Source organism: Methanosarcina sp. KYL-1 (assembly GCF_024372725.1).
Taxonomy (GTDB): Archaea; Halobacteriota; Methanosarcinia; order Methanosarcinales; family Methanosarcinaceae; genus Methanosarcina.
The window spans coordinates 101,647-120,546 of the sequence record NZ_VOUA01000004.1; the positions used below are offsets into that span (position 1 = coordinate 101,647).

Annotated in this window: 19 protein-coding genes; 4 read left to right on the forward strand and 15 right to left on the reverse strand. The window is 45.8% G+C overall.

Annotated features, from left to right (window positions below; all coding sequences use genetic code 11):
• Positions 1-10: 10 nt before the first annotated feature.
• The 3 genes from FTO70_RS05210 (at position 11) to FTO70_RS05220 (ending at position 1,413) form a co-directional block, all read left to right on the forward strand.
• On the forward strand, positions 11-427 hold the full coding sequence (locus FTO70_RS05210) for a hypothetical protein (protein ID WP_255334645.1): 417 nt from the start codon (positions 11-13) through the stop codon (positions 425-427).
• A gap of 61 nt (positions 428-488) precedes the next feature.
• Entirely contained in the window at positions 489-905 is a 417-nt protein-coding gene (locus FTO70_RS05215) for a hypothetical protein (protein WP_255334646.1), read from the forward strand.
• 49 nt (positions 906-954) lie between these two features.
• Positions 955-1,413: a hypothetical protein gene (locus FTO70_RS05220; protein WP_255334647.1), complete on the forward strand. Its 459-nt coding sequence runs from the start codon at positions 955-957 to the stop codon at positions 1,411-1,413.
• A 478-nt stretch (positions 1,414-1,891) separates the two neighbouring features.
• Here FTO70_RS05220 and dapB read toward each other — a convergent pair whose 3' ends face one another.
• The 10 genes from dapB to FTO70_RS05270 all read right to left on the reverse strand — a co-directional run bounded on the left by dapB (position 1,892) and on the right by FTO70_RS05270 (position 11,519).
• Positions 1,892-2,683, reverse strand: a complete 792-nt coding sequence (gene dapB, locus FTO70_RS05225) for a 4-hydroxy-tetrahydrodipicolinate reductase (protein WP_255334648.1) — start codon at positions 2,681-2,683, stop codon at positions 1,892-1,894.
• Positions 2,680-3,555, reverse strand: coding sequence for a 4-hydroxy-tetrahydrodipicolinate synthase (gene dapA / locus FTO70_RS05230; protein ID WP_255334649.1), 876 nt, complete (start codon positions 3,553-3,555; stop codon positions 2,680-2,682). Before dapA ends, dapB begins: the two co-directional genes overlap by 4 nt.
• A 50-nt stretch (positions 3,556-3,605) precedes the next feature.
• On the reverse strand, positions 3,606-3,800 hold the full coding sequence (locus FTO70_RS05235) for a 30S ribosomal protein S17e (protein ID WP_255334650.1): 195 nt from the start codon (positions 3,798-3,800) through the stop codon (positions 3,606-3,608).
• Between the two features lie 433 nt (positions 3,801-4,233).
• Positions 4,234-4,527, reverse strand: coding sequence for a hypothetical protein (locus FTO70_RS05240; RefSeq protein ID WP_255334651.1), 294 nt, complete (start codon positions 4,525-4,527; stop codon positions 4,234-4,236).
• Between the two features lie 255 nt (positions 4,528-4,782).
• Positions 4,783-5,169 (reverse strand): hypothetical protein, encoded by a 387-nt coding sequence (locus FTO70_RS05245; RefSeq protein ID WP_255334652.1) that lies wholly within the window; start codon positions 5,167-5,169, stop codon positions 4,783-4,785.
• A 113-nt stretch (positions 5,170-5,282) separates the two neighbouring features.
• A complete protein-coding gene (locus tag FTO70_RS05250; RefSeq protein WP_255334653.1) occupies positions 5,283-6,062 on the reverse strand; it encodes a heparan-alpha-glucosaminide N-acetyltransferase in 780 nt (259 codons plus the stop codon).
• 242 nt (positions 6,063-6,304) lie between these two features.
• The gene (locus FTO70_RS05255; protein WP_255334654.1) at positions 6,305-8,170 is read right to left on the reverse strand and encodes a TIGR04279 domain-containing protein; all 1,866 of its coding nucleotides are present in this window, start codon (positions 8,168-8,170) and stop codon (positions 6,305-6,307) included.
• A gap of 156 nt (positions 8,171-8,326) precedes the next feature.
• Complete coding sequence (locus FTO70_RS05260) at positions 8,327-9,214, reverse strand: hypothetical protein (RefSeq protein ID WP_255334655.1); 888 nt, start codon at positions 9,212-9,214, stop codon at positions 8,327-8,329.
• 503 nt (positions 9,215-9,717) lie between these two features.
• Positions 9,718-10,620 carry a CPBP family intramembrane glutamic endopeptidase gene (locus FTO70_RS05265; RefSeq protein ID WP_255334656.1) on the reverse strand — a complete coding sequence of 301 codons (903 nt, stop codon included), beginning with the start codon at positions 10,618-10,620 and terminating at the stop codon, positions 9,718-9,720.
• Between the two features lie 2 nt (positions 10,621-10,622).
• On the reverse strand, positions 10,623-11,519 hold the full coding sequence (locus FTO70_RS05270) for a DUF1616 domain-containing protein (protein WP_255334657.1): 897 nt from the start codon (positions 11,517-11,519) through the stop codon (positions 10,623-10,625).
• A 457-nt stretch (positions 11,520-11,976) separates the two neighbouring features.
• On the opposite strand from FTO70_RS05270, the gene FTO70_RS05275 reads away from it, so the two are divergent.
• Complete coding sequence (locus FTO70_RS05275; RefSeq protein WP_255334658.1) at positions 11,977-12,873, forward strand: NAD-dependent epimerase/dehydratase family protein; 897 nt, start codon at positions 11,977-11,979, stop codon at positions 12,871-12,873.
• Between the two features lie 121 nt (positions 12,874-12,994).
• On the opposite strand, the gene FTO70_RS05280 is transcribed toward FTO70_RS05275, so the two are convergent.
• The 5 genes from FTO70_RS05280 to FTO70_RS05300 all read right to left on the reverse strand — a co-directional run bounded on the left by FTO70_RS05280 (position 12,995) and on the right by FTO70_RS05300 (position 18,701).
• Entirely contained in the window at positions 12,995-13,915 is a 921-nt protein-coding gene (locus FTO70_RS05280; RefSeq protein ID WP_255334659.1) for a hypothetical protein, read from the reverse strand.
• Positions 13,916-14,357: 442 nt separating this feature from the next.
• Positions 14,358-14,660 (reverse strand): hypothetical protein, encoded by a 303-nt coding sequence (locus FTO70_RS05285; protein ID WP_255334660.1) that lies wholly within the window; start codon positions 14,658-14,660, stop codon positions 14,358-14,360.
• 519 nt (positions 14,661-15,179) lie between these two features.
• Positions 15,180-16,958: a TIGR04279 domain-containing protein gene (locus FTO70_RS05290; protein ID WP_255334661.1), complete on the reverse strand. Its 1,779-nt coding sequence runs from the start codon at positions 16,956-16,958 to the stop codon at positions 15,180-15,182.
• 137 nt (positions 16,959-17,095) lie between these two features.
• Positions 17,096-18,016, reverse strand: coding sequence for a hypothetical protein (locus tag FTO70_RS05295; RefSeq protein WP_255334662.1), 921 nt, complete (start codon positions 18,014-18,016; stop codon positions 17,096-17,098).
• Between the two features lie 382 nt (positions 18,017-18,398).
• A complete protein-coding gene (locus FTO70_RS05300; protein WP_255334663.1) occupies positions 18,399-18,701 on the reverse strand; it encodes a hypothetical protein in 303 nt (100 codons plus the stop codon).
• Between the last annotated feature and the right edge of the window lie 199 nt (positions 18,702-18,900).

An 18,900-nucleotide genomic window follows, 5' to 3' on the forward strand; every position in this document is an offset into this window, starting at 1 on the left:
ACAAAATCCGATGAAAAATCCCAAAAGGATAGCCCTTATAAGTGCGTTTATTCTTGTCTTGCTTTTGGCAGTCCTGTTCACAGTCGGGCCCTATTTAATAGTAGGGCCTCCTAGCCCTCTTTTTACTGCCATTAACTGCGAAACCGAAGTGCATGAACTCAGGGTGGAGGCCTTTGATTCGGGGAATGATTCCGTGCTTGACGAAACATACGAACTGACCCCGCTTAAAAGAATAAGCCACCCAAAACCCTTCAGGTTCCGGGTGCCACCGGGTATCGGGGACGAGGATTATACGTTCAAAGTCACACTGGACGGCATGATTACGGAAACGTACAGTACTAAAGTTTCTACCTGGAGTAACGTTGAGATTGTGGTATACGGAGAAGAAGACCAGCCTATCTTAATCTCGGAGCCGAGGGGGCATTGAAGCCTGCCGTTATCGTGGAATGTCGCCGGGTAAATATCGGAGCAATGCCGGAGGGCATAGCATGACAGGTCTCAATAGAAAAATCCTGATTGGAAGCGCAGTTTTAGTAATATTGTTCGTATTGCTGTTCGTAGCTCTTCCATATCTAATTGCCGGGCCGCCAACCCCGCTTTTTACTGCCAGGAACCATGACACCGAAGTGCATGAGCTCAGGGTGGAGGTCTTTGATTCGGAGAATAATTCCGTGCTTGACGAAACATACGAACTGGCACCTGATGAAAGAATCAGCCACCCCAAACCTTTCAGGTTCCGGGTTCCGGGTTTTGAGATTGTGGATTATACGTTCAAATTCACACTGGATGGAATGATTACGGAAACGTACAGTACGAACATCCAGCCCTGGAATACTGTTGAAGTCGAACTCTATGCCGATTATGCGGAAGGCCGGTCCCTTTCCATAGGGGAGATTACCGTTTGAATTGAAGATTCTGGTGAGAAAATAAATTGTTAGATTTGGAGGGATGATATTGGACAAAAAAGAATTTGCTCATTTTATCGCCGCTTCTGCAGCTCTGGCTGTACTGATCCTGTGTATCCTTATTTACTCCTATTTTAAAGCCCAGCTCCTCTGGGGAATTATAGCTGCGGGAATAATTATTCTAATCTCGTTTTTTCTTTTCTTTATTCTCGTTTTTACGGATCCTCTTGCCTTTTCCTGGAAAAGTGAGGGCAGGGAATCCGGGGGGCGTGGAGTTGAATCAGAGGCTTTTAGCGACTCAAAAGTTTATGAAAAGCCTTCTCTCTTCTTTGGCATACCCTTCGGGTTCGTGCTCGGAGGAGTTTTTAGCATGTATTGGAGCTTGTTTTCCATGGAATATGATGGAGGATCGGCAGTTGTTCTGTATCACGGGGTCTGCCTGGTTTCGAAAGGTGTGACAGGCTTATCATTAACGGAAAACAGCGCCCGGGGAAAAAAATCGGGGTAAGAGGGAATGTTATTGTTGCGGACAGGATCGAAAACCTCAGTTCTGGATTAATTTTCAGCAAAGGATGAGTTCTATTTGTTTTTGCCCGGGCTCTTTTCCGGTTCATGAGATCTGGTTTTTAGCTTGCGTTTTTTTCAGGGAGCTCGGGCCGCCTCTTTGAAAGGAATGGTTTTATTGGAAGGTATTGCTCGCAGGCAAGCATCCTGTGTACTGTGGATAAAATGATGTTTTTTAGGCTTCAGGGGGAGGTTGCTTGCAAGCAAGCACTATCCGTTTTCCTAGCTAATGATATTTATAAATATCTCAAGATGCCGGGAAAATTTTCTGGAAAAGGGACCTTATATAAGGTGCATTAAAAAGTGGAAAAGCCTGATACAAATCAACTACCAATAGCAGAAAAAAAGTTCTGGACTCGGGCCTGCCGGATATTTGCAGGGCCCGTGCCGGTTTATCAGAATTACTGGTTCAGGCCTGTTGATTAAAGCCCGAGCACGTCGTCCATATTATAAATTCCGGGGTTTTGCCCGCAGACCCATTCGGCTGCGCGGACTGCACCCTTGGCAAAGATCTGGCGGGAGTGGGCCATGTGGCGGACCTCTATCCTTTCGGAGTTGCCTACGAAAAGTACGGTGTGGTCCCCGGTGATATCTCCTCCGCGCACGGCGTGGATTCCTATTTCCTTGCCGCGGGGGGCAATGCCTTCCCTGCCGTAGACGTATTCCTTGCCGCCCAGGGCTTCGCTGATCACGTCAGCTGCCCTGAGTGCAGTGCCGCTTGGGGCATCTTTCTTCTGGTTGTGGTGGGCCTCGATGATCTCGATGTCGTAATCTGCAAGGTACTTTGCAGCTTCCCTGACGATCTTGAAAAAGACGTTGACACCTACCGAGAAGTTCGGGGCGATCACTGCACTGACCCTGTTTTTCTGGATCGCGCCGTCAATTACAGTCCTCTGTTCCTGAGTCAGGCCCGTTGTGCCTATGATCAGGTTGACTCCGCACCCTGCGGCTATCGGGGCGTTAACCACGGTTGCGCCGGCTACGGTAAAGTCGATCAGGACATCGGCTTCGGTCTTCTGCAGGACCGTTTCGAGGTCTTTTACGTCCGATATCTGGATTCCCAGGTTGCCCACATGGGCGAATTCCCCTGCATCTTTTCCGACGTTGCCTATGTCAAAGGCGGCAACAAGCTGCATTTCCGGGGAGCAGGTTATGTTTTCGATAATTAAGGAGCCCATCCTGCCGCAGGCTCCGACTACTGCTGCGTTGATCATGCCAGAACCCCGATTTTCCTTAGTTCGTTTGCAAGCTTTTCAGTGTTTGCATCGCTGAGGGGAGCCAGGGGGAGCCTTACATGCCCGCTCGCAAGCCCGACCAGTTCGGCGGCCTTCTTGACCGGGATCGGGTTTGTTTCAAGGAAGAGGGCACGGATCAGGGGGGCCATTTCAAAGTGGAGTTTCCTTGCGGTTTCATAGTCTCCCTTGAGGGCCGCATTCACCATCCCGGACATCTTGTCCGGCACGATATTTGCAGCAACGGAAATGACTCCGCTGCCTCCTACAGACAGGATCGGAAGGGTCAGCCCGTCCTCACCTGAAAGGACCACAAAGTCCTCGTCTACGGTTTGTTCCAGGATCTGGGTAACCTTGCCGACGTTTCCGCTGGCTTCCTTGATTCCCACGATGTTTCCTACTCTGGCAAGTTCGGCGATGACTTCCACAGGCATGTCCTGACCTGTTCGGGAGGGAACATTGTAAAGGATCATAGGGATGTCCACAGCTTCGGCAATTTTCTTGAAGTGGGCAATCAAGCCTGCAGGGTTCGGTTTGTTGTAATAGGGAGATATCAGGAGCACGCCGTCCACACCCGCATCTGCGGCGTGTTTTGTGAATTGGAGGGCTTCTCCCGTGTTGTTTGACCCTGTTCCTGCAATCACCGGGACTTTTGAACATTCCACGGCGATATCGATCACTTCCTCGTGCTCGGCTGCGGAGAGGGTCGCAGATTCCCCTGTGGTCCCACAGGGCACTATCCCCGAAACCCCTCCTTCTTCTACAAACGCGATGTTCCTTTGCAGGCCTTCCCTGTCAATCCTGTCGTCCTTCGTAAAAGGAGTGATCAGGGCAGGCATTGCTCCTTCAAACATGTCAGATCCCCACCTGTTTCCCGGAAATTAGTAAGCCGTTCCTTCAGCCTTCAGTATACTTTCATGCGTGCAACTTTTCTTGTGACGTAGCCTGCGACCCTGTTCCTGATGACCTTGCTTTCGATGGTCGTGTATTTGGTCACAAGGACTTTGTTTGTCTCGAAGTCCTTTGTAAAGACGTCACCGTAGTTTTCAATCAGCCTGAATGCGGTTCTTTTAATGTTTGTCTGGCGAATATTTCCCATGTATATCTCCTCATTATGTTTTTTGATGTTTTTCCAGGGTTTTAATTTCTGGTTTGTTTTAGCTTAATGGTTTATTTTTGGATTGGCTACCATGTTTCCTTATGAATTCGGTTAGCGTAAAGTCGGAGAGGCACCGGGTAATTACCTGAACCAGGCCTCCTTTCGTCTCCGATTTAAGTGATTAATGGAAACTGGATGCAAAAATTTAATTAATTAATAATTTTGTCGACTAATAGGTAACTTGGGATTTATAAGTTTTGGGGTAAAAAAGATTTTCGGGCAATGGCCTTTACCTTTTTATAAATCCCTGAGCCTTCCGTTTTTTCAGGGAGGGACCGGGGACTTGCCCGGAAAGTCGGGCCTTTTCCCGATTCTCTCCTATTAAGGTTCCCTGTCCTATTAAGGCTCCCTGCCATTTACTTGCGTTTGATCCTTATTTCCTGTAGTCCGTTTTTCCAAGGAACCGGTCAAGGGTCCCGGAATCAGTGAAAACTTTCTCCCTGGCTCCTTTGCGGTTGACAAAAAGCCCGAGCAAAACTATTAGAAGGCCCAGGTCCGGTTTTGCCTCCACGGCAGCGGCCCCTACCAGGATCAGGGACGAGGCTGCAAGCCCTTTGAGGGCTCCTTTCCGGTAGGAGCGAAAGCCTGTCCTTTTGTAAATCCTTATGTCCCGGAGGGTCAGGAAAAGGACCACAAAGTAGGCAAACATTGCAATTTCCAGATACATTCTCTTCTCCGTTCTTTTTTCTTGTAACCGGCTAAAACCGGCATTTTAAGCCCTTCGGGCAAGGTATGTAAGAATCAGGTGTATGAGCTAATATATAAAACCATTCTGTTTTACTCCTGCGGATAAAAGCCGGGAATTCGGAGAAGCTTAAATGTAACGGCCTGTGCTTGATGAAATCCAAAAGAGACAAAATTTAATGTTAAATCCTAAAATATCGGTAATTTAAACGTGGATGCATCCGGGTACAAATGTTTTTCAGGAGATGAACCCGAAAAGCAGCAAATACACCCCGATTCCCATTAAGAAAGTCCCTGCCCAGCAAAGGATCCCCAGGTCCATGTATTTTTTGCCCTTCCATTTCCAGCGGTTAGTGACAAAGATTATCCCGAGGAGGATCGTAAGAGTTCCCATGAGCCTGTGGAGGGTAAGGACTGCCTGGTATGAAGGAAGTGTAAGGCCTATGCTTGCTGAGTACAGCATGTAGAGTACGGATGGGACGGTCAGGAAAAAGGCGATTGTAGCAATCTTCCCGTGCAGGCTTATGCTCTTTTTTTTCCTGTAAAGGGCATAAACGAGAATTGCAAAGGCAAGAATCTGGTCCAGAAGTGAAAAGTCTGATAACGTAAAAGGCCTTGAAAACATATAATTCCCCTGATAATCCCCTGAAAAAAGATTATCTGGAAAGTATTTATTATTTCCCGAAAACCCTGTATTTCTTTCTTTTCCCTTCTTTTCCCTTTCCCTTTTCCTTTTTTTTATAAGATCCCAGGGTCAATGAACCCGCCCAGGAAGAACAGCCCCAGGAAAAACGGCTGGTGGGCGAAGTATATGGCAAGGGAATGTTTCCCCAGGGAGGAAAGGCCTTTAAAGGAAATATCTGTCCCGGAAGCGAATCCGGGGACTTCAAACTGCCTTTTTCCCCCTGTGTACAGGGAACTGCCCAGGTAAATTCCAAGCAAAAGCACCCCGAACCAGGGGAAGATCGGGAAATAGTCCAGGCTCCGGAAGTGTTCGGGACGGAAGCCGAGCCAGAGCAGGGAGGAAAATCCGAAAGTCCTGTGTCTGAGGTAAAGCCCGAAAAGGCCGAAAAACAGGCCGAAAAACAGGTTTTCTTTTCCGTACTTCAAGAATGGATAAGCGAGTACGGCTGAGACCCCGAAAAAGTGCAGGATCCCGAAGATAATATACTGTCCGGGAAGAAAAATCCAGGTTATGCCTGTAAGCAGGAGCCCCAGGGAAAAGAGTTTTACTCCCCTTTTCAGGTATTTCGGGAATATCCCCGGGGAGGTATTTCCTTCAATTTCCGGTTTCTTCTTGTGAGCTCTTGAATAACTGATCGAAAGGGCGGTTCCGGAAACCATAATGAAGAGAAAGGCCGAACCTCTGCCCGCCCAGAGCAGGGGTCCTGAATTGAGTTTAAATTCGGCAATCCCGAAAAAATCAAGGTCATAGAGAAAGTGGTATACCAGCATGAAAAGGACAGCTAGCCCCCTTATTAAGTCGATTTCCGGGAAACGGTTTGTTTGCAGGTGCATTGGAATACGTTCCTGAAAAAACCTATGAAACCTCCTATATAAATAGGCTCGGAAGTGAGATCCAAACGCAGGCTCAGGTCTTTTTTTCGGGAAGTAGGGAATGGAAAAAAGTAAAAGGTTTTTGGTTTTTTCGCTCTTTTTTCCCTTTTCCACTGGTTTTTCATTTCCTTTCCTTTACCTCCTCCTTTCCTTTACCTCCTCCTTTCCTTTACCTCCTCCTTTCCTTTACCTCCTCTTTTCCTTTACTCCTTCTTTTTCTTTGTAGCCACCCATAACATGATTATAAGTACAAACCCAATGATGAAACTGGCTGCCTTAAGCATATTCTTTATCCAGGAAGACTCTTTTACTTCAGAAGGGACGGCTCCTGCTTCTTCAACAGCTGAATCCCCTGACGCAAGTCCTCCTGTTTTATCCTGGATTGCCGTTTCCGGGTCCTTTTCAGGGGTTATTTCTACGGGATCAGTTATTTTCCGGGCAGCTATGGAAAATGGAGAAAACCCGGGAGTTTCGGCTTCAAAATATAGGTAGCTGCTGTCCTCGCCCACCTGCCGGGTAGTAAGCCGGGTCCATTTTCCTTCATTAAACCTTTCCATAGCTACTGAGCCGACTTCAATGCCGTTTTCGGTGAGCCATTCTTTCCTGACCCTGAACCCTATGACTGCATTTTCGATATTTTTGGAGCTTGCGGTCCCTTCATTTCCTACCCATATATTCATATTCTCATAAATTTCCCCTTCGGGCAGTTCCGGGACAAGTGTGGACTTTCCCCTTAGCATCTCGACTATGGTGGTGACCTTTCCTAAAGTTCTCTTCGGGTCAAAATCCACATAATCAACACAGGTCACGTTCATCGGGAATATGAATTTCACGTGGTTGCCGCTGGCAATATACTGCTGAGAAAGTTCCCTGGCCCTTACGTTACTGGCAGGCTCGGGAGAACCTCCTCCACCACCTCCGCCGCCTCCGCTTGAGGAACCTCCTCCACCGCCTCCGCCGCTTCCGCCACCACCCGTCTTCTTTTCGAGGATTTCCAGGTCCTTCTGGTCAAAGGCAACAAGCCCCTTTTCGGGCTGGTATGCCCCGGAAAGCAGGACGTAGTCTCCTGGTGGAAGGTCTTCGGTTGTAAGGGAAAACGCACTCTGGTTACCTATTATAATGCTCCCGTTCCCTTCTCCTATAATCTTAGGGATTTTTTCCTGGAGTTCATTTCTATTCAGTTTGGAATTGTAGTTCGAGGAATTAATCCCAAATTCTCCGATCATTTCTATACCGTTTATGAAGAGGTCGGTCCCGTTCCATGTACCGTTGGATTCAAGCCTTATGTCAGCTCTGTATGCGCTTTCTTCAATCAGCAAAGCTCCGTAAGTATACTCTGCTTCTCCGGCTGAATCCTCCAGTTCCATGCACACTTCCAGGTCATTTCCTTCTTCAAGGCTTGAGGGAGCTGAGACGTTGACTGTGTAATCCACGACTTCAAAGGCTGTCGCAGAAAGAACTTTTATGTTTCCGGAATTGCTTCCGTTAAGCAGGATAACTATTCCGTGAAGGCCTGCACTTTGCTTTCCGAGGTTCAGGGCCGAAAAATCCCCTGAGGCGTTCAGGGTCACTGTATTAATTTTTTCATGAGAATTGGTAATATTGTCAAAAAAGGCATTGCAGCTGGCAAGTTCCCCATTTATCAGGTAATCAATTCCGTTTTCAAGTGAACCGGAGCTTGCATTGGCCAGATAAATGTCGACCTTCTCGTTCTTGAAGGTATCAGCACCTTTAAATTCCACACAGACTTCATCGTTGACCGTGTAAATTTTGTGGGTGGAGTATGGATAGCTCAGGAAGTAATCGCTGTAATTGTTCACATTAAGGTAGAGGTCGGCACCTCCGTACCTCATGTGGTTTACCCCGTTATATGTGAACGTAAGTTCCGGGATTTTGACTTGTTTTCCTCCACAGAAGACGACCCAGTTTCCTTCGGTAGGGCTGCTGCTGTGGTCCGCAAACCACAGGTACTCTCCGCCGTCTTCCATTCTGGCGATGTATGTATCGTCCGGGAAGGTTCCTCCAAGAGCAGGGGCTGTGATGCTCAAGCTCAACACTATAAATGCCAATAATATTCCTGGTTTATTTTTCAGATCCCATTCCCCCGCGAGTTTTCTCATTCCTGTTCTTATCTGGCAGAAAGATAGGTGATTCTGTATTTTTTCCATTTTCTCCATTCTTTTCTCGTATGCAATTCAGGTTTGCAGTGAACTGGTCCAGCAAAATTATTCCTCTCCATCGTTTCTTTTTTTCCTGGAGGTTGTCAGAAGAAACACCGCACCTGTTAGACTTCCTGCAAACAAATATAATAAGTTAATAGCGAATTCACCCATCCAGGAACTTTCGCTCTCCGGGGTGAACTCTTTTGAAGTAATCTCAGAATTTTCGTTTTGGGCTATGTTCTCGCGCTGTTCAGAAATGCTCTGTACACTTGAGATGCTTATACCCTCGTTTTCTTCAGGCAGGGTTTGAACCTGCTGGACGGTTTCGCTCCCATCCGGGCTTAAAATAATTTTCTTCTCCGAACCTTTAATTTCCACTTCAAAGTTCTCTGCAGGGACCGATTCCGTATTGTAGGTGTAGCTGAATGCTCCATCAGGGCCTGCTTTCAGTTTTTGAAGAGAGATAATTTTCAGTTTCACGCCCGAAACTCCCTTTTTTGCTTTGCCGTCTATCAGGACATGGTATTCTCCGGGAGGGGCTCCTGTATGGGACACGCTGGCGGTCCCACCGCTTGCCCAGGCACTTTCTGTTATCCAGAGGACATTTTTCATTTTAACTTTCAGGTTCTCTACTTCTTCTGCCCTGACAGTAAAAAGGCTTTCAAAATTCAGGATCTCGACATCGTTAAGTTCGTAACTGTATTCCCCGACGTAGACCGGAACTGTCTTTTCAAATGAGATGGAAATTTCTACTTCTTCTCCCGGAGCAGCAGTTCCCCTTACCTTAAAGGCTTCTCCTGCCTCAGGGTTTTCAGGGATGATGTCCCATTTGCTCACTTCTGCAGCAGCAGGAAGGGCCGTCATCCCGATTAACATGATCAGGATTATAAAAAGCAGGCAGCCTGACGCTGTCCCCCCTATCCAGTGTTGTTTGGGCGCCTTAGCTTTCATAAAATCTTCTCCCGCATCTTCTTTTTTTTCTTCTTAAGTTTATTTATGTTGCATTTTTCCAGGTTTTTAAATCTTCAGTTTTTCTTGATTCAAAGTACTTATACTTTTCATTTTTTTCAAGGACATTCTTCTCAAAATTTGCTATAAGTTTTGTCTATCTAAAGCCTGTAAGTTAGCTGCTTTATGATTTTAAGAGCTTTATTAGAGAAGTTTTTCTAGAATTTTCTCTGGAAACATATATAATAATTTCTTTAAAATATATACGATTATTTTTTAATGTATTTTACATCAATTAAACTATTTTGATTTTAATTAATTAAACTGTTTTAATTTTACATCAATTAAACTATTTTGATTTTAATTAATCTATTTTATGTAATTCTTAAACTAACCTTTTATAAGACCAGGCAATCAGAAGTTTACGATTCTTGCCCGTCTCTTCTTTGGAATTTAATGGGAGGTCTATCTTTCACTTAAGGTTTTTTTATTTAGTTGCCTTTTATTCAATAGAGTCCTATTAAGGGGCTCAGATGGGGAATTATCCCGAACAGGAACACATTTAAAGAACCGTGAATCAGTGTGATGAGGAAGATACTCCTTGTTCTGCGATATATGTCTCCAATGAAAATCCCCACAAAGAAAGCATACGCAATTTCGTAAGGGCTTCCGTACCCTGAGTGCATGACCCCGAAAAGAAGGCTTGCAAAGAAGATGCCTCCTGCAGATCCAAAAAACTCTTCCAGCCTTGTCTGGAGGATTGACCTGAAGATGAGCTCCTCTATCAGGGCTACGAAGAAGACCATTACGATTATAAGTTGCAGAAGGTTTACGATGGAGAGGTCCGGGATAAGGGGCTCTGTCCGGATGAATGAGTACTCTCCTGCCCCCAGGAGTAAGCCTGCAAGGAGGGAAAAGGGAAGATAAATCCATATATTTTTGAGAGTCCTCTCCTTTTTTTCATAGGTGATTCCCTGGTGTATGAAAGCCATTGTTGCAGGAATTGCCAGAGGGGCATAAACGAATATAAAACAATACAGGGAGGCGTCGAAAAAGATGGGCATTGAAAGGTTGACCAGGCGGAGGATGGGGAGGAGCATAAAAGCCTGGTAGAGTTTTTTCATTTCCCTGTCTTTTGTGGCCGTGATGATGAAAGAAAAGCCCAGAAGGAGGAGGGTATGCGCAAGCACGGTTTCTTTTGTCCTTCCTTCGTAGAGCAGCAGTTCTATAAAAACAATCGCAATTATGGGAGCAACTACAAAGGGAAGCGTTCTAAGTAGATTGGTTTTTTCTTCTTTGAATTCGGTTTTTTCTTCATTATGCGTTTCAAGTTCCTTTTTCAGTCCCAGTAGAGAGGAGTAATCTTTCTCCAGTTCTTCAGGGCTGCCTGTAAATTCCGAACTTTCCATCATCAGGCCTCCTCTGCTGTTTCATTCACGTTTATCCAGAGCCGGAGGTCCCTGTTAGGCACTTCCTTTTCACTTTCGTTGAAGAGTAAAAACTCGAGGCTCATGTCCTTACCTTCGAAAGGTGGAGTGATGGTAAGAGGCTCTTCCCAGGTCATGTTGTGGTCCAGGCTTACATGCCGCATGTTTTCCGGGAGGGGCAGGGACCTGTTCTCAAGCCTGACCTCCAGGTTGTAATTAACGGTCCTGTACTCGTGGTTTACTATCCCGATGATAACAGTCCCGCTCTCTCCTAGCGTGTAGCGTGTAGGATAGTTGGTCGCCATGCCCTCGGGCCCCAGGATGTAGAACTCCGTGAAGTGCTCCCCTTCCTTCGGGACCACGGTTACGTAGACAAGGGCCACAACCGAGGCAAGGATGGAGAGAACCAGGATGATTGTGAGAATTCTGTCGGTTTTCGATTCTGGTTTTTCCAGTACTTCGGCCTTAAGGGCCAGGAAAGAAACTTTGAGGGGAACAGAAAAGACCTCCCCCTCTGGCAGCTGGCTTCTCCTGATGTATGCCGCAACGCACATTACGAGGATAAATATGGAAAGACTCAGGAGGATTGGAATTTCCCTTATTCCCCAGAGGGTGTAGTTGAGCGCAAGTCCTATCAGGGACACCACCGCAATGCTCATTCCGAAGGAGAGTGCAACTCTCTCAATTCCGTCCAAATCTTTTTTTGCGGGAAAAAGGGCTGCAATCAGGGCATACCCCGGAAGGAAGAGCGCAATTGGAAGGCCCAGGGCTGTCCGGATAAAACTGGCGCCTAGAGGCGGTGTTAGCACGAAGATATCCGTAAGGATAACAAGACCCGCAACTAACATCAGGTCCGAGGGAAATTGTCTGTTTCCGGCCATTTTTACCACTTGTGGTAATTTTTTACATTTTCGTTTCTGAATCCATTTTTTCTGAATCCACCAGTCAACTCTGCCGTTTTTCTTTTTCCCGGACTCCGGTTGATTCCGCTTTATTCGTTCCGATAATCCGGATTTTCAGGAAAAACATGGGAAAAAAAGTATTAGTTTCCGGAACCCTTTATCGTACCTATCGTATCCGGATGCCGAAATCTGGGATAAGCTTCGCTCCCCTTTTCCGGATTCTCTCCTGCTGAAAAGTCCCCTGGAATTTCCCCAAGTTTTTTAGCTCCCCTTACCCATATTGTCTCATTCTATGAAATATTTTTCGGCATTTTTTAGTTGCCCTCCTAGAACCCTGGAACATTTTTATGGATTTTGAGCAATATCTCCGATATAACCCTTGATTTCCGGACTTGCATGGAAAATCTTATTTTGTGTTTTCCCTTTCTCTTGAAACATGAAAGTGCTGGTTACAGGCGGAGCAGGTTTTATAGGCTCACACATAGCTGAGTATTTTGCAAAAGCCGGAAACACAGTCCGGATTCTGGATAACTTAGCCACGGGTTTCCCTGGGAACATTCCTCTGCATGAAAACATCGAGTTTATTAAAGGGGACATCTGCGACCCTTCTCTTGTTTCAAAAGCTGTTTTTGGCATGGACTGCGTCTTCCATGAAGGGGCTCTTGTGTCCGTTCCGCTTAGCTGCGAAAAACCGGTTGAGGCGTTCCGGATTAACACTCTTGGGACCCTGAACGTGTTGCAGGCCTGTGTGGAATCCGGGGTCGAGAAGTTCGTGACTGCATCTTCTGCTGCGGTTTACGGGAACAACCCGGTCCTTCCGAAAAGGGAAGACATGTACCCTGAGCCAGCTTCTCCCTATGCGATTTCCAAACTGGACGGGGAGTTTCTGGCAAGGATGTTTTACGAGGAGCACGGGCTCCGGACCACCTGCCTGCGTTATTTCAATGTCTACGGGCCCCGCCAGGACCCAAAGTCCCCCTATGCTGCAGTGATCCCGATCTTTTTTGAGCGGGCAAAAGCCGGAAAGGACCTGGTTGTCTATGGAGACGGGCTTCAGAGCCGGGACTTCGTGCACGTAAGAGATGTTGTCAGGGCAAACGCTGCGGCCCTGGAACACGGGGACGGAGAGGTCTTTAACGTGGCAATGGGCAAGAGCGTTACAGTCCTGGAACTTGCGGAAACCATCCTTGAGCTCACAGGCTCTTCGAGCAAGATCGTCCATGCCGGGCAGAGGGCAGGTGACGTCCGGGATTCCCGGGCTGATGTCTCAAAAATTTCCGGGTGGTGGAGAGGAGAGGTCGAACTCAGGGACGGGTTAAAGGACCTGCTTTAAACAATTGAGGTTTTACCGTTAAAGATTAAAAAGAGAATAAGAAGGCAGGCTGCTTTTCAAGCAGGCATCCGCCTTTTATCCGGTTCACCTAACAGGCAGGTCCTATTTTTCAAAAATGTTTTTATTTCCTTGATTTCCGGAAGAGGGATATCACGAGGAGGCTTGCTATAATTCCGAAGACCATGAAGCTTCCATTAAGGGCAGGCTCTTCTTCCTCAGGTGTTTTGTCCTGGGTTTCGGATCCTGTATTTTCTGCCTCGTCAGCTCCCTGATCGGGAGTTATTGTTATTGCTCCTGAAGATCCGTCTTCATCTCCCTCTTCTTCGCTCTCATTCTCCGTTACTTCCGGAGCTTCTTCTTCGGGCTCGGCAGGTCTGATAGTTGCAGACCCTGTGCCAGAGCCTCCTCCGGAGGAAGAACTTCTTTCCCTGAGGGTTATGGTTTTTGAATCCCCGCCAATGCTTATTTCGTAATCCCCTGCAGGCATTGAGTCGGTGTCGTATTCATACCTGAAGTTCCCTTCGGAGTCGGCGGTTATGGTCTGGGACGCCGTTATCGTCAGGTTTACACTGGATTCCCCTTCCTGGGCGTTCCCGTATATCTTGACCTCATAGGTCAGGGGGGGGACATTTGAGTGGGAGACTGTGCCAACGCCTTCGTTTACATTCCCGTTGAGTGTGATCCATATCAGTTTTTTCACTGCGACCTGCAGGCTCTGCACGGGCTCGGCTTCTACGGTAAAGCAGTTTTCTTCCCCTGAAGGGATTTTAACTTCAGCTAGCCTGTAAGAGTATGCCCCATCGGATACTGATGCGGTTTTTTCAAACGAGACGTCTGCCCGGAGCCCTACGTTGGGGTCGGTGGTCCCTGTTATAACAAGCGTATCTCCTACATAGGGGCTTGAGGGGGAGACTTCCCATTCCGCGGCCGGGACGGCAAGCGCGGGGGAAACGATCATTAAGGCCAGAAACAGCCCTAAAAGGGTGGCTGCAAAACCCGGCAGCTTGTTTTGCCTGTAATGAGTACCAATGTCTTTTTTCACAGAAATAACTCCTTTAAGTTCTATATCTGAAATTTATGATTATGTAAAAGAATTCTTGTGGAACACTGTTTGACTTTATTTTTTATAAAGTTTTGGTGAATATTACACCACACCTATAATAAAGTTTTGTTGATAGTCTTTTGCAGAAATGTTTACAGTTGCCGGATAAAAGGATACTTTTTTGCTTCGGTTTCTTTACTTTTTCATAAACATTAATTTACGGGTCCTTAAAACCAAAACTTATTCTATTTTTTCATTGCGACTTATTAAGGTGTTAATTCCGGACATTTATGTAAATTTTTTATATCTATGTGGCTTTACTTTCTTTGTTAATATATTAAAAGGCTGTTTGTTCTAATAATATACATAAGTTTTTTATAGGATTTGATAGATTTACAATTAGTTATTTTATAAAGTAAGGTGGACATTATCAATTTATCATTTATTTGCAGGAGGTATCCTTTATACTCTTAAGTATAATTTCAAGTGCGATCTCATCAAGTGCTATTTCCTCAAGCGCCATTTCAATGGTTACAAGCCCGGGCCTCCCCCAGTACGGGGCTGCAGTAGTAGTGGGGCTCATAGCTCTCCTCTCTTTAAAAGAGGTCCTGTCAGCGTCTGAAAAATGGAACAAATCCCTGAATAATTCTTTTAACCTGGCAATCCTTCCTTTGCTTGTTTGTTTTGCAGCGATTGTCTTATTTAAGATTTCCGCGATCCTCTGATTCCGGATCCCGGAACTCAATTTAATTCCTTTTACTCCTTTTACTCCTTTTGGTACCTCTGGTTCATTTTTCGGTTTTACCCGTATCTTCTGCCCCCGGGCCGCTTTCTCAGTTTCATCTTTTTTTCAAAGGAAGCCCGCTCCATGTCCTGATGGGGTCCTGATGAAAAACATTTATAAGTCCGGGGCAACTCAATAAAATTTCGGATAAATTTAATAGCTCTCCTAATACTTGCGGTTTTTAATATATGGCCCCCCACCAGAAAATAACGCGGCCCGAAATCCTACATTATGGTCCTTACAACCGGAATTCAGTTAGTCTTACGTCCGTTTATATCGGCCGATTGGTCCTGGGCTGCTGGCAGGTTTATTACTCCTAAATAAAAGAGATCCGGATGCTTTTTGGTTTATCAATTTCTTCTTATCCGGAAGCCTGAACAACATGGACAAACCGGCAAGCCTTTTTTAAAAATGGGATTTAAACAGAAGACATGAAGCCTTCTGTTTTTTTATTTTTTCAGGTTCATGACTCTTTCTGGTTTATGGCTCTTTTTTCTTCTTCAGGGTCAATGTCATCATGATTACTATCATGACCCCTACAAAGAAGCTTATGAATTTTGAAATGACTGTTGTTAGCTTTCCTCCGGTGGTTTCAGGCTCCTGGCTTGCTCCTGGTTCCTGATTCGTTTCTATGGACATTATTTCTTTTTCTCCACTTTTTGCCTCAATCACTATTGTTTTCTTTCTTGATGTGATTGCAAATGGGGAGAATCCCGGGGTTTCGGCTTCGAAGTAAATGTATTCCTCGTCTTCACTGACTTTTACAGTCGGTAGTGGATTCCACTGATTCTCGCTGAAATGCTGAAGAACTATTGAGTCCTCACCAATTTTGTTTTCAGTTATCCAGGCCCTGCTCACTCTGAAGCCCACAATGGGATTTTCAATGTTTTCCGGAGTGGGGAACCCTTCGTTTCCAACCCAGATGTTCAGGTAGCTGTAGATTTCTCCTTCAGGTTTGGTGGGAGTCAGGGAAGATTTTCCCTTCAGTTCTTCAATGATAGCTGTGATCTTTCCGGCAGTCTTTCTGGCGTCAAATTCCACATAACCGACTGAGGAGCCTTCCCTTGTAAACTCAAACCTCACACGGTGCCCGTTTGAAACAAACTGCTGGGCCAGTTCTTTTGCCTTAACGTTACTTGCAGGTTCGGGGGACCCGCTTCCTCCTCCTCCTGACCCTGAGCTGCCGCTTCCTTTGCCCTTATTTCCTTTATTTAAGATCTCCAGTTCTTTCTGGTCAAGGGCAATAAGTCCCCTCCCTGGCTGGTATACGCCGGCAAGCAGGAAGTAGTCCCCTGGTGGAAGGTCAAAGGTAGTAAGTGAAAGTGAATTCTGGCCGGCTTCCCCTATAGATATGGTGCCTTTTCCCTCTCCTATCATTGTCTGGATATCTGTCTGGAGTTCGTTTTTGGTCAGCTTTGACCTGTAGTTGGAAGAATTTATGTCAAATTCTTCAATAATGTCAATTTCGTTTACTATGACGGAAGTTCCGGACTTTGTGCCGTCGGAATCGATTTCAATGTTGGCTTTATAGGCACTGTCCCTTATCAGCACTGCTCCATAGGTGCAGTTGTCATTTCCGGATGCTCCCGGCATCTCCAGGACTATGCCAAGGTCATTGCCTTTCACGATGTTTTCCGGGGCTGTGACATCCAGTTCGTATTCCACAACCACAAAAGCAGTTGCTGAAAGGGCTGTAAGGCTATTGTCCCCGTTTTTCTGGAGCAGCACTATGCAGTACTGCCCGGCTTCCAGGGGGCCGAAGTCATAGTCTAAAAGGTCTCCGTTTCCGTCCAGGTCAGCCGAGAACATTTCATAGTTCCCGTCCATGTTGTCGTGGAAAAGGGCACTTAAATTGCCGATGTTCTCGCCTGCCATGAGGGCATCAATAAGCCCGTATGCAGAATCGCAGGTAATTTTGAAGAGGTAGATGTCCACATCCCCTGTCAGCCCCGACTCCCCGAGGAAGCTCATGGTCACGTTTTCATCAGGCAAATATACGGGATGGGTGGTATAGGGATAGCTTATCGTATACTCTTCATCTTCGTCTTTATTCAGGGTTGCGGAAACTCCGCCGTATTCTCTGGACTTCGGGCCGTCATATGTGAACTTTATAGGGTCGGGGAGTTGAATCCTCCTTACATCCGCAGGGCTTCCCAGGCTTATCCAGTTTCCTTCCTCCGGGTCATCGGTATGGTCCAGGAAGTAAACATCCGTGTCGTTAAATGTCAGGTTGGCAATGGGTCCTGAATTCTTTGCCATTGCTGTTGAAGAGGTTATAATGAAGAAGATTAATGCTAACAATATCAACATACCCTTTCTCAAATTGTATGCCTCCAGTTATTCCTGTTACTTTTCCGGGTTGCCGGTTCCCGGAATTCCTGTCCCCCGGGGGATATTCAAGGGATTCTCTTTTTCCCATTTCTTCTTGAATTTATAATCAGAGCAAGAACCGATGCCCCGATTCCTCCCAGCACATAGGTGTTATCCAGCAGGAATTCTTTTTTCAGGGAAGTTTCGGGTATTGGGGTTTCATCTCCTGTAACCTTCGTTTTCGAGTTTTCGTCCTCCTCGTTTTCTTCGTGGACTGTTTCCCTCTCCCGGGTTTCTTTCAGGGCTTCGGGAGGTTCCATCTCAGGTTCCGGTTCCGGGACAGGTGTGATCTGGGGTTCCGGGGGGGCGGGAGGTATGACCTGCACAGATTCGGGGTTGAGGGTAATTGTTTTTGTGCTGTCGCCCACTTTTATTTCAAAGTCTCCCGGAGGGACGGCTTTTGTGTTATAGGAGTAGATAAAGTCCCCTTCAGAGTCAGCTTTTATCTGCTGGCGGGCTGTAATTTTCAGTTCGACAGTTGAGGCTCCGCTTTTCGCGTTCCCGTCAATCTTTATCTTGTAGGTTCCTGGCGGGACCCCGGACTGGGAGACTGTTGCGGTGCTCCCCGAGGCCCCTGAGCTTTTCGTTATCCAGACTACCATTTTCACCCTTACGTTCAGGTTTTCTGCGCTGGTAGCCCGGACAGTAAAGCTGTTATCAAAACCTCCCGGGATATTTACGTCTTCTAAGATGTACTCGTACTTTCCCCCGGATACCGGGACTATTTTTTCAAAAGTTACAGTCACATCTATTTCCTCTTCCGGGAACGCACTTCCCTTTATCCTGAGGGTGTCACCTACAATCGGTTTCTGGGGGGAGGTTTCCCAATCATTGACTGATGCACCCGCAGGAAAAATAGCAAGTAAAAAAAAGGCCAGGAATGATACGGTAGCTATCAAACCAGCAGCTTTTTTCAGTCTTCTATGGGAATTCGCATCTTTTTTCATGTAATTACTCTTTTCAGGTCCGGGTCTGATTTTTATACGTATAAATGTAAAAATTTTGTACCATATATTCAATCAATAATTTATAATGTTAAAGGCTCTTTATAGAGGTTTTTATGGTATTTGACTACCTACTACATATGAAAAAATAAAGTTTTATTAAAAATTTTATCTTTTACTGATATAATGAATACTCCAATTATACATATTTAAAATTTCCTTGCTAATTTAAGAAGATGCTTATTAATATCTTTTTTTAAGGTAATTTCTAAATTTACTGCTTACTTTATTAATTTATTCTATATATTAATCGTATATCATGTGGCAGAACTCTTTTATAGGATGGAGATGTAGTACCTCACATATTAAATTTATTTCTTCGTAGTCATTTGCAGGAGGTATCCTTTATACTCTTAAGTATAATTTCAAGTGCGATCTCATCAAGCGCTATTTCCTCAAGCGCCATTTCAATGGTTACAAGCCCGGGCCTCCCCCAGTACGGGGCTGCAGTAGTAGTGGGGCTCATAGCTCTACTCTCTTTAAAAGAGGTCCTGTCCGCATCCGACAAATGGAACAAATCCCTGAATAATTCTTTTAACCTGGCAATCATGCCTCTGCTTGTTTGTTTTGCAGCGATTGTCTTATTTAAGATTGTCGCGATCCTCTGATTCCTGATCCCGACAACCATTTAGTTATTTTTTAACTTTTTCTCTTTTTTAGCTCTTCTCTTCTTTTGACTTTTTCTCTTTTTTAACTCTTCTCTTTTTTTAACTCTTTATCTTTTCTTCATTTCTTCTGCTTTCCAAACCAGATCTTTTCTTTTTATCTTTTCTTCTTCTCCACTCTCTTTATGCGTTCACCGATCCTTTTTCTATCCTGCCGCTTTT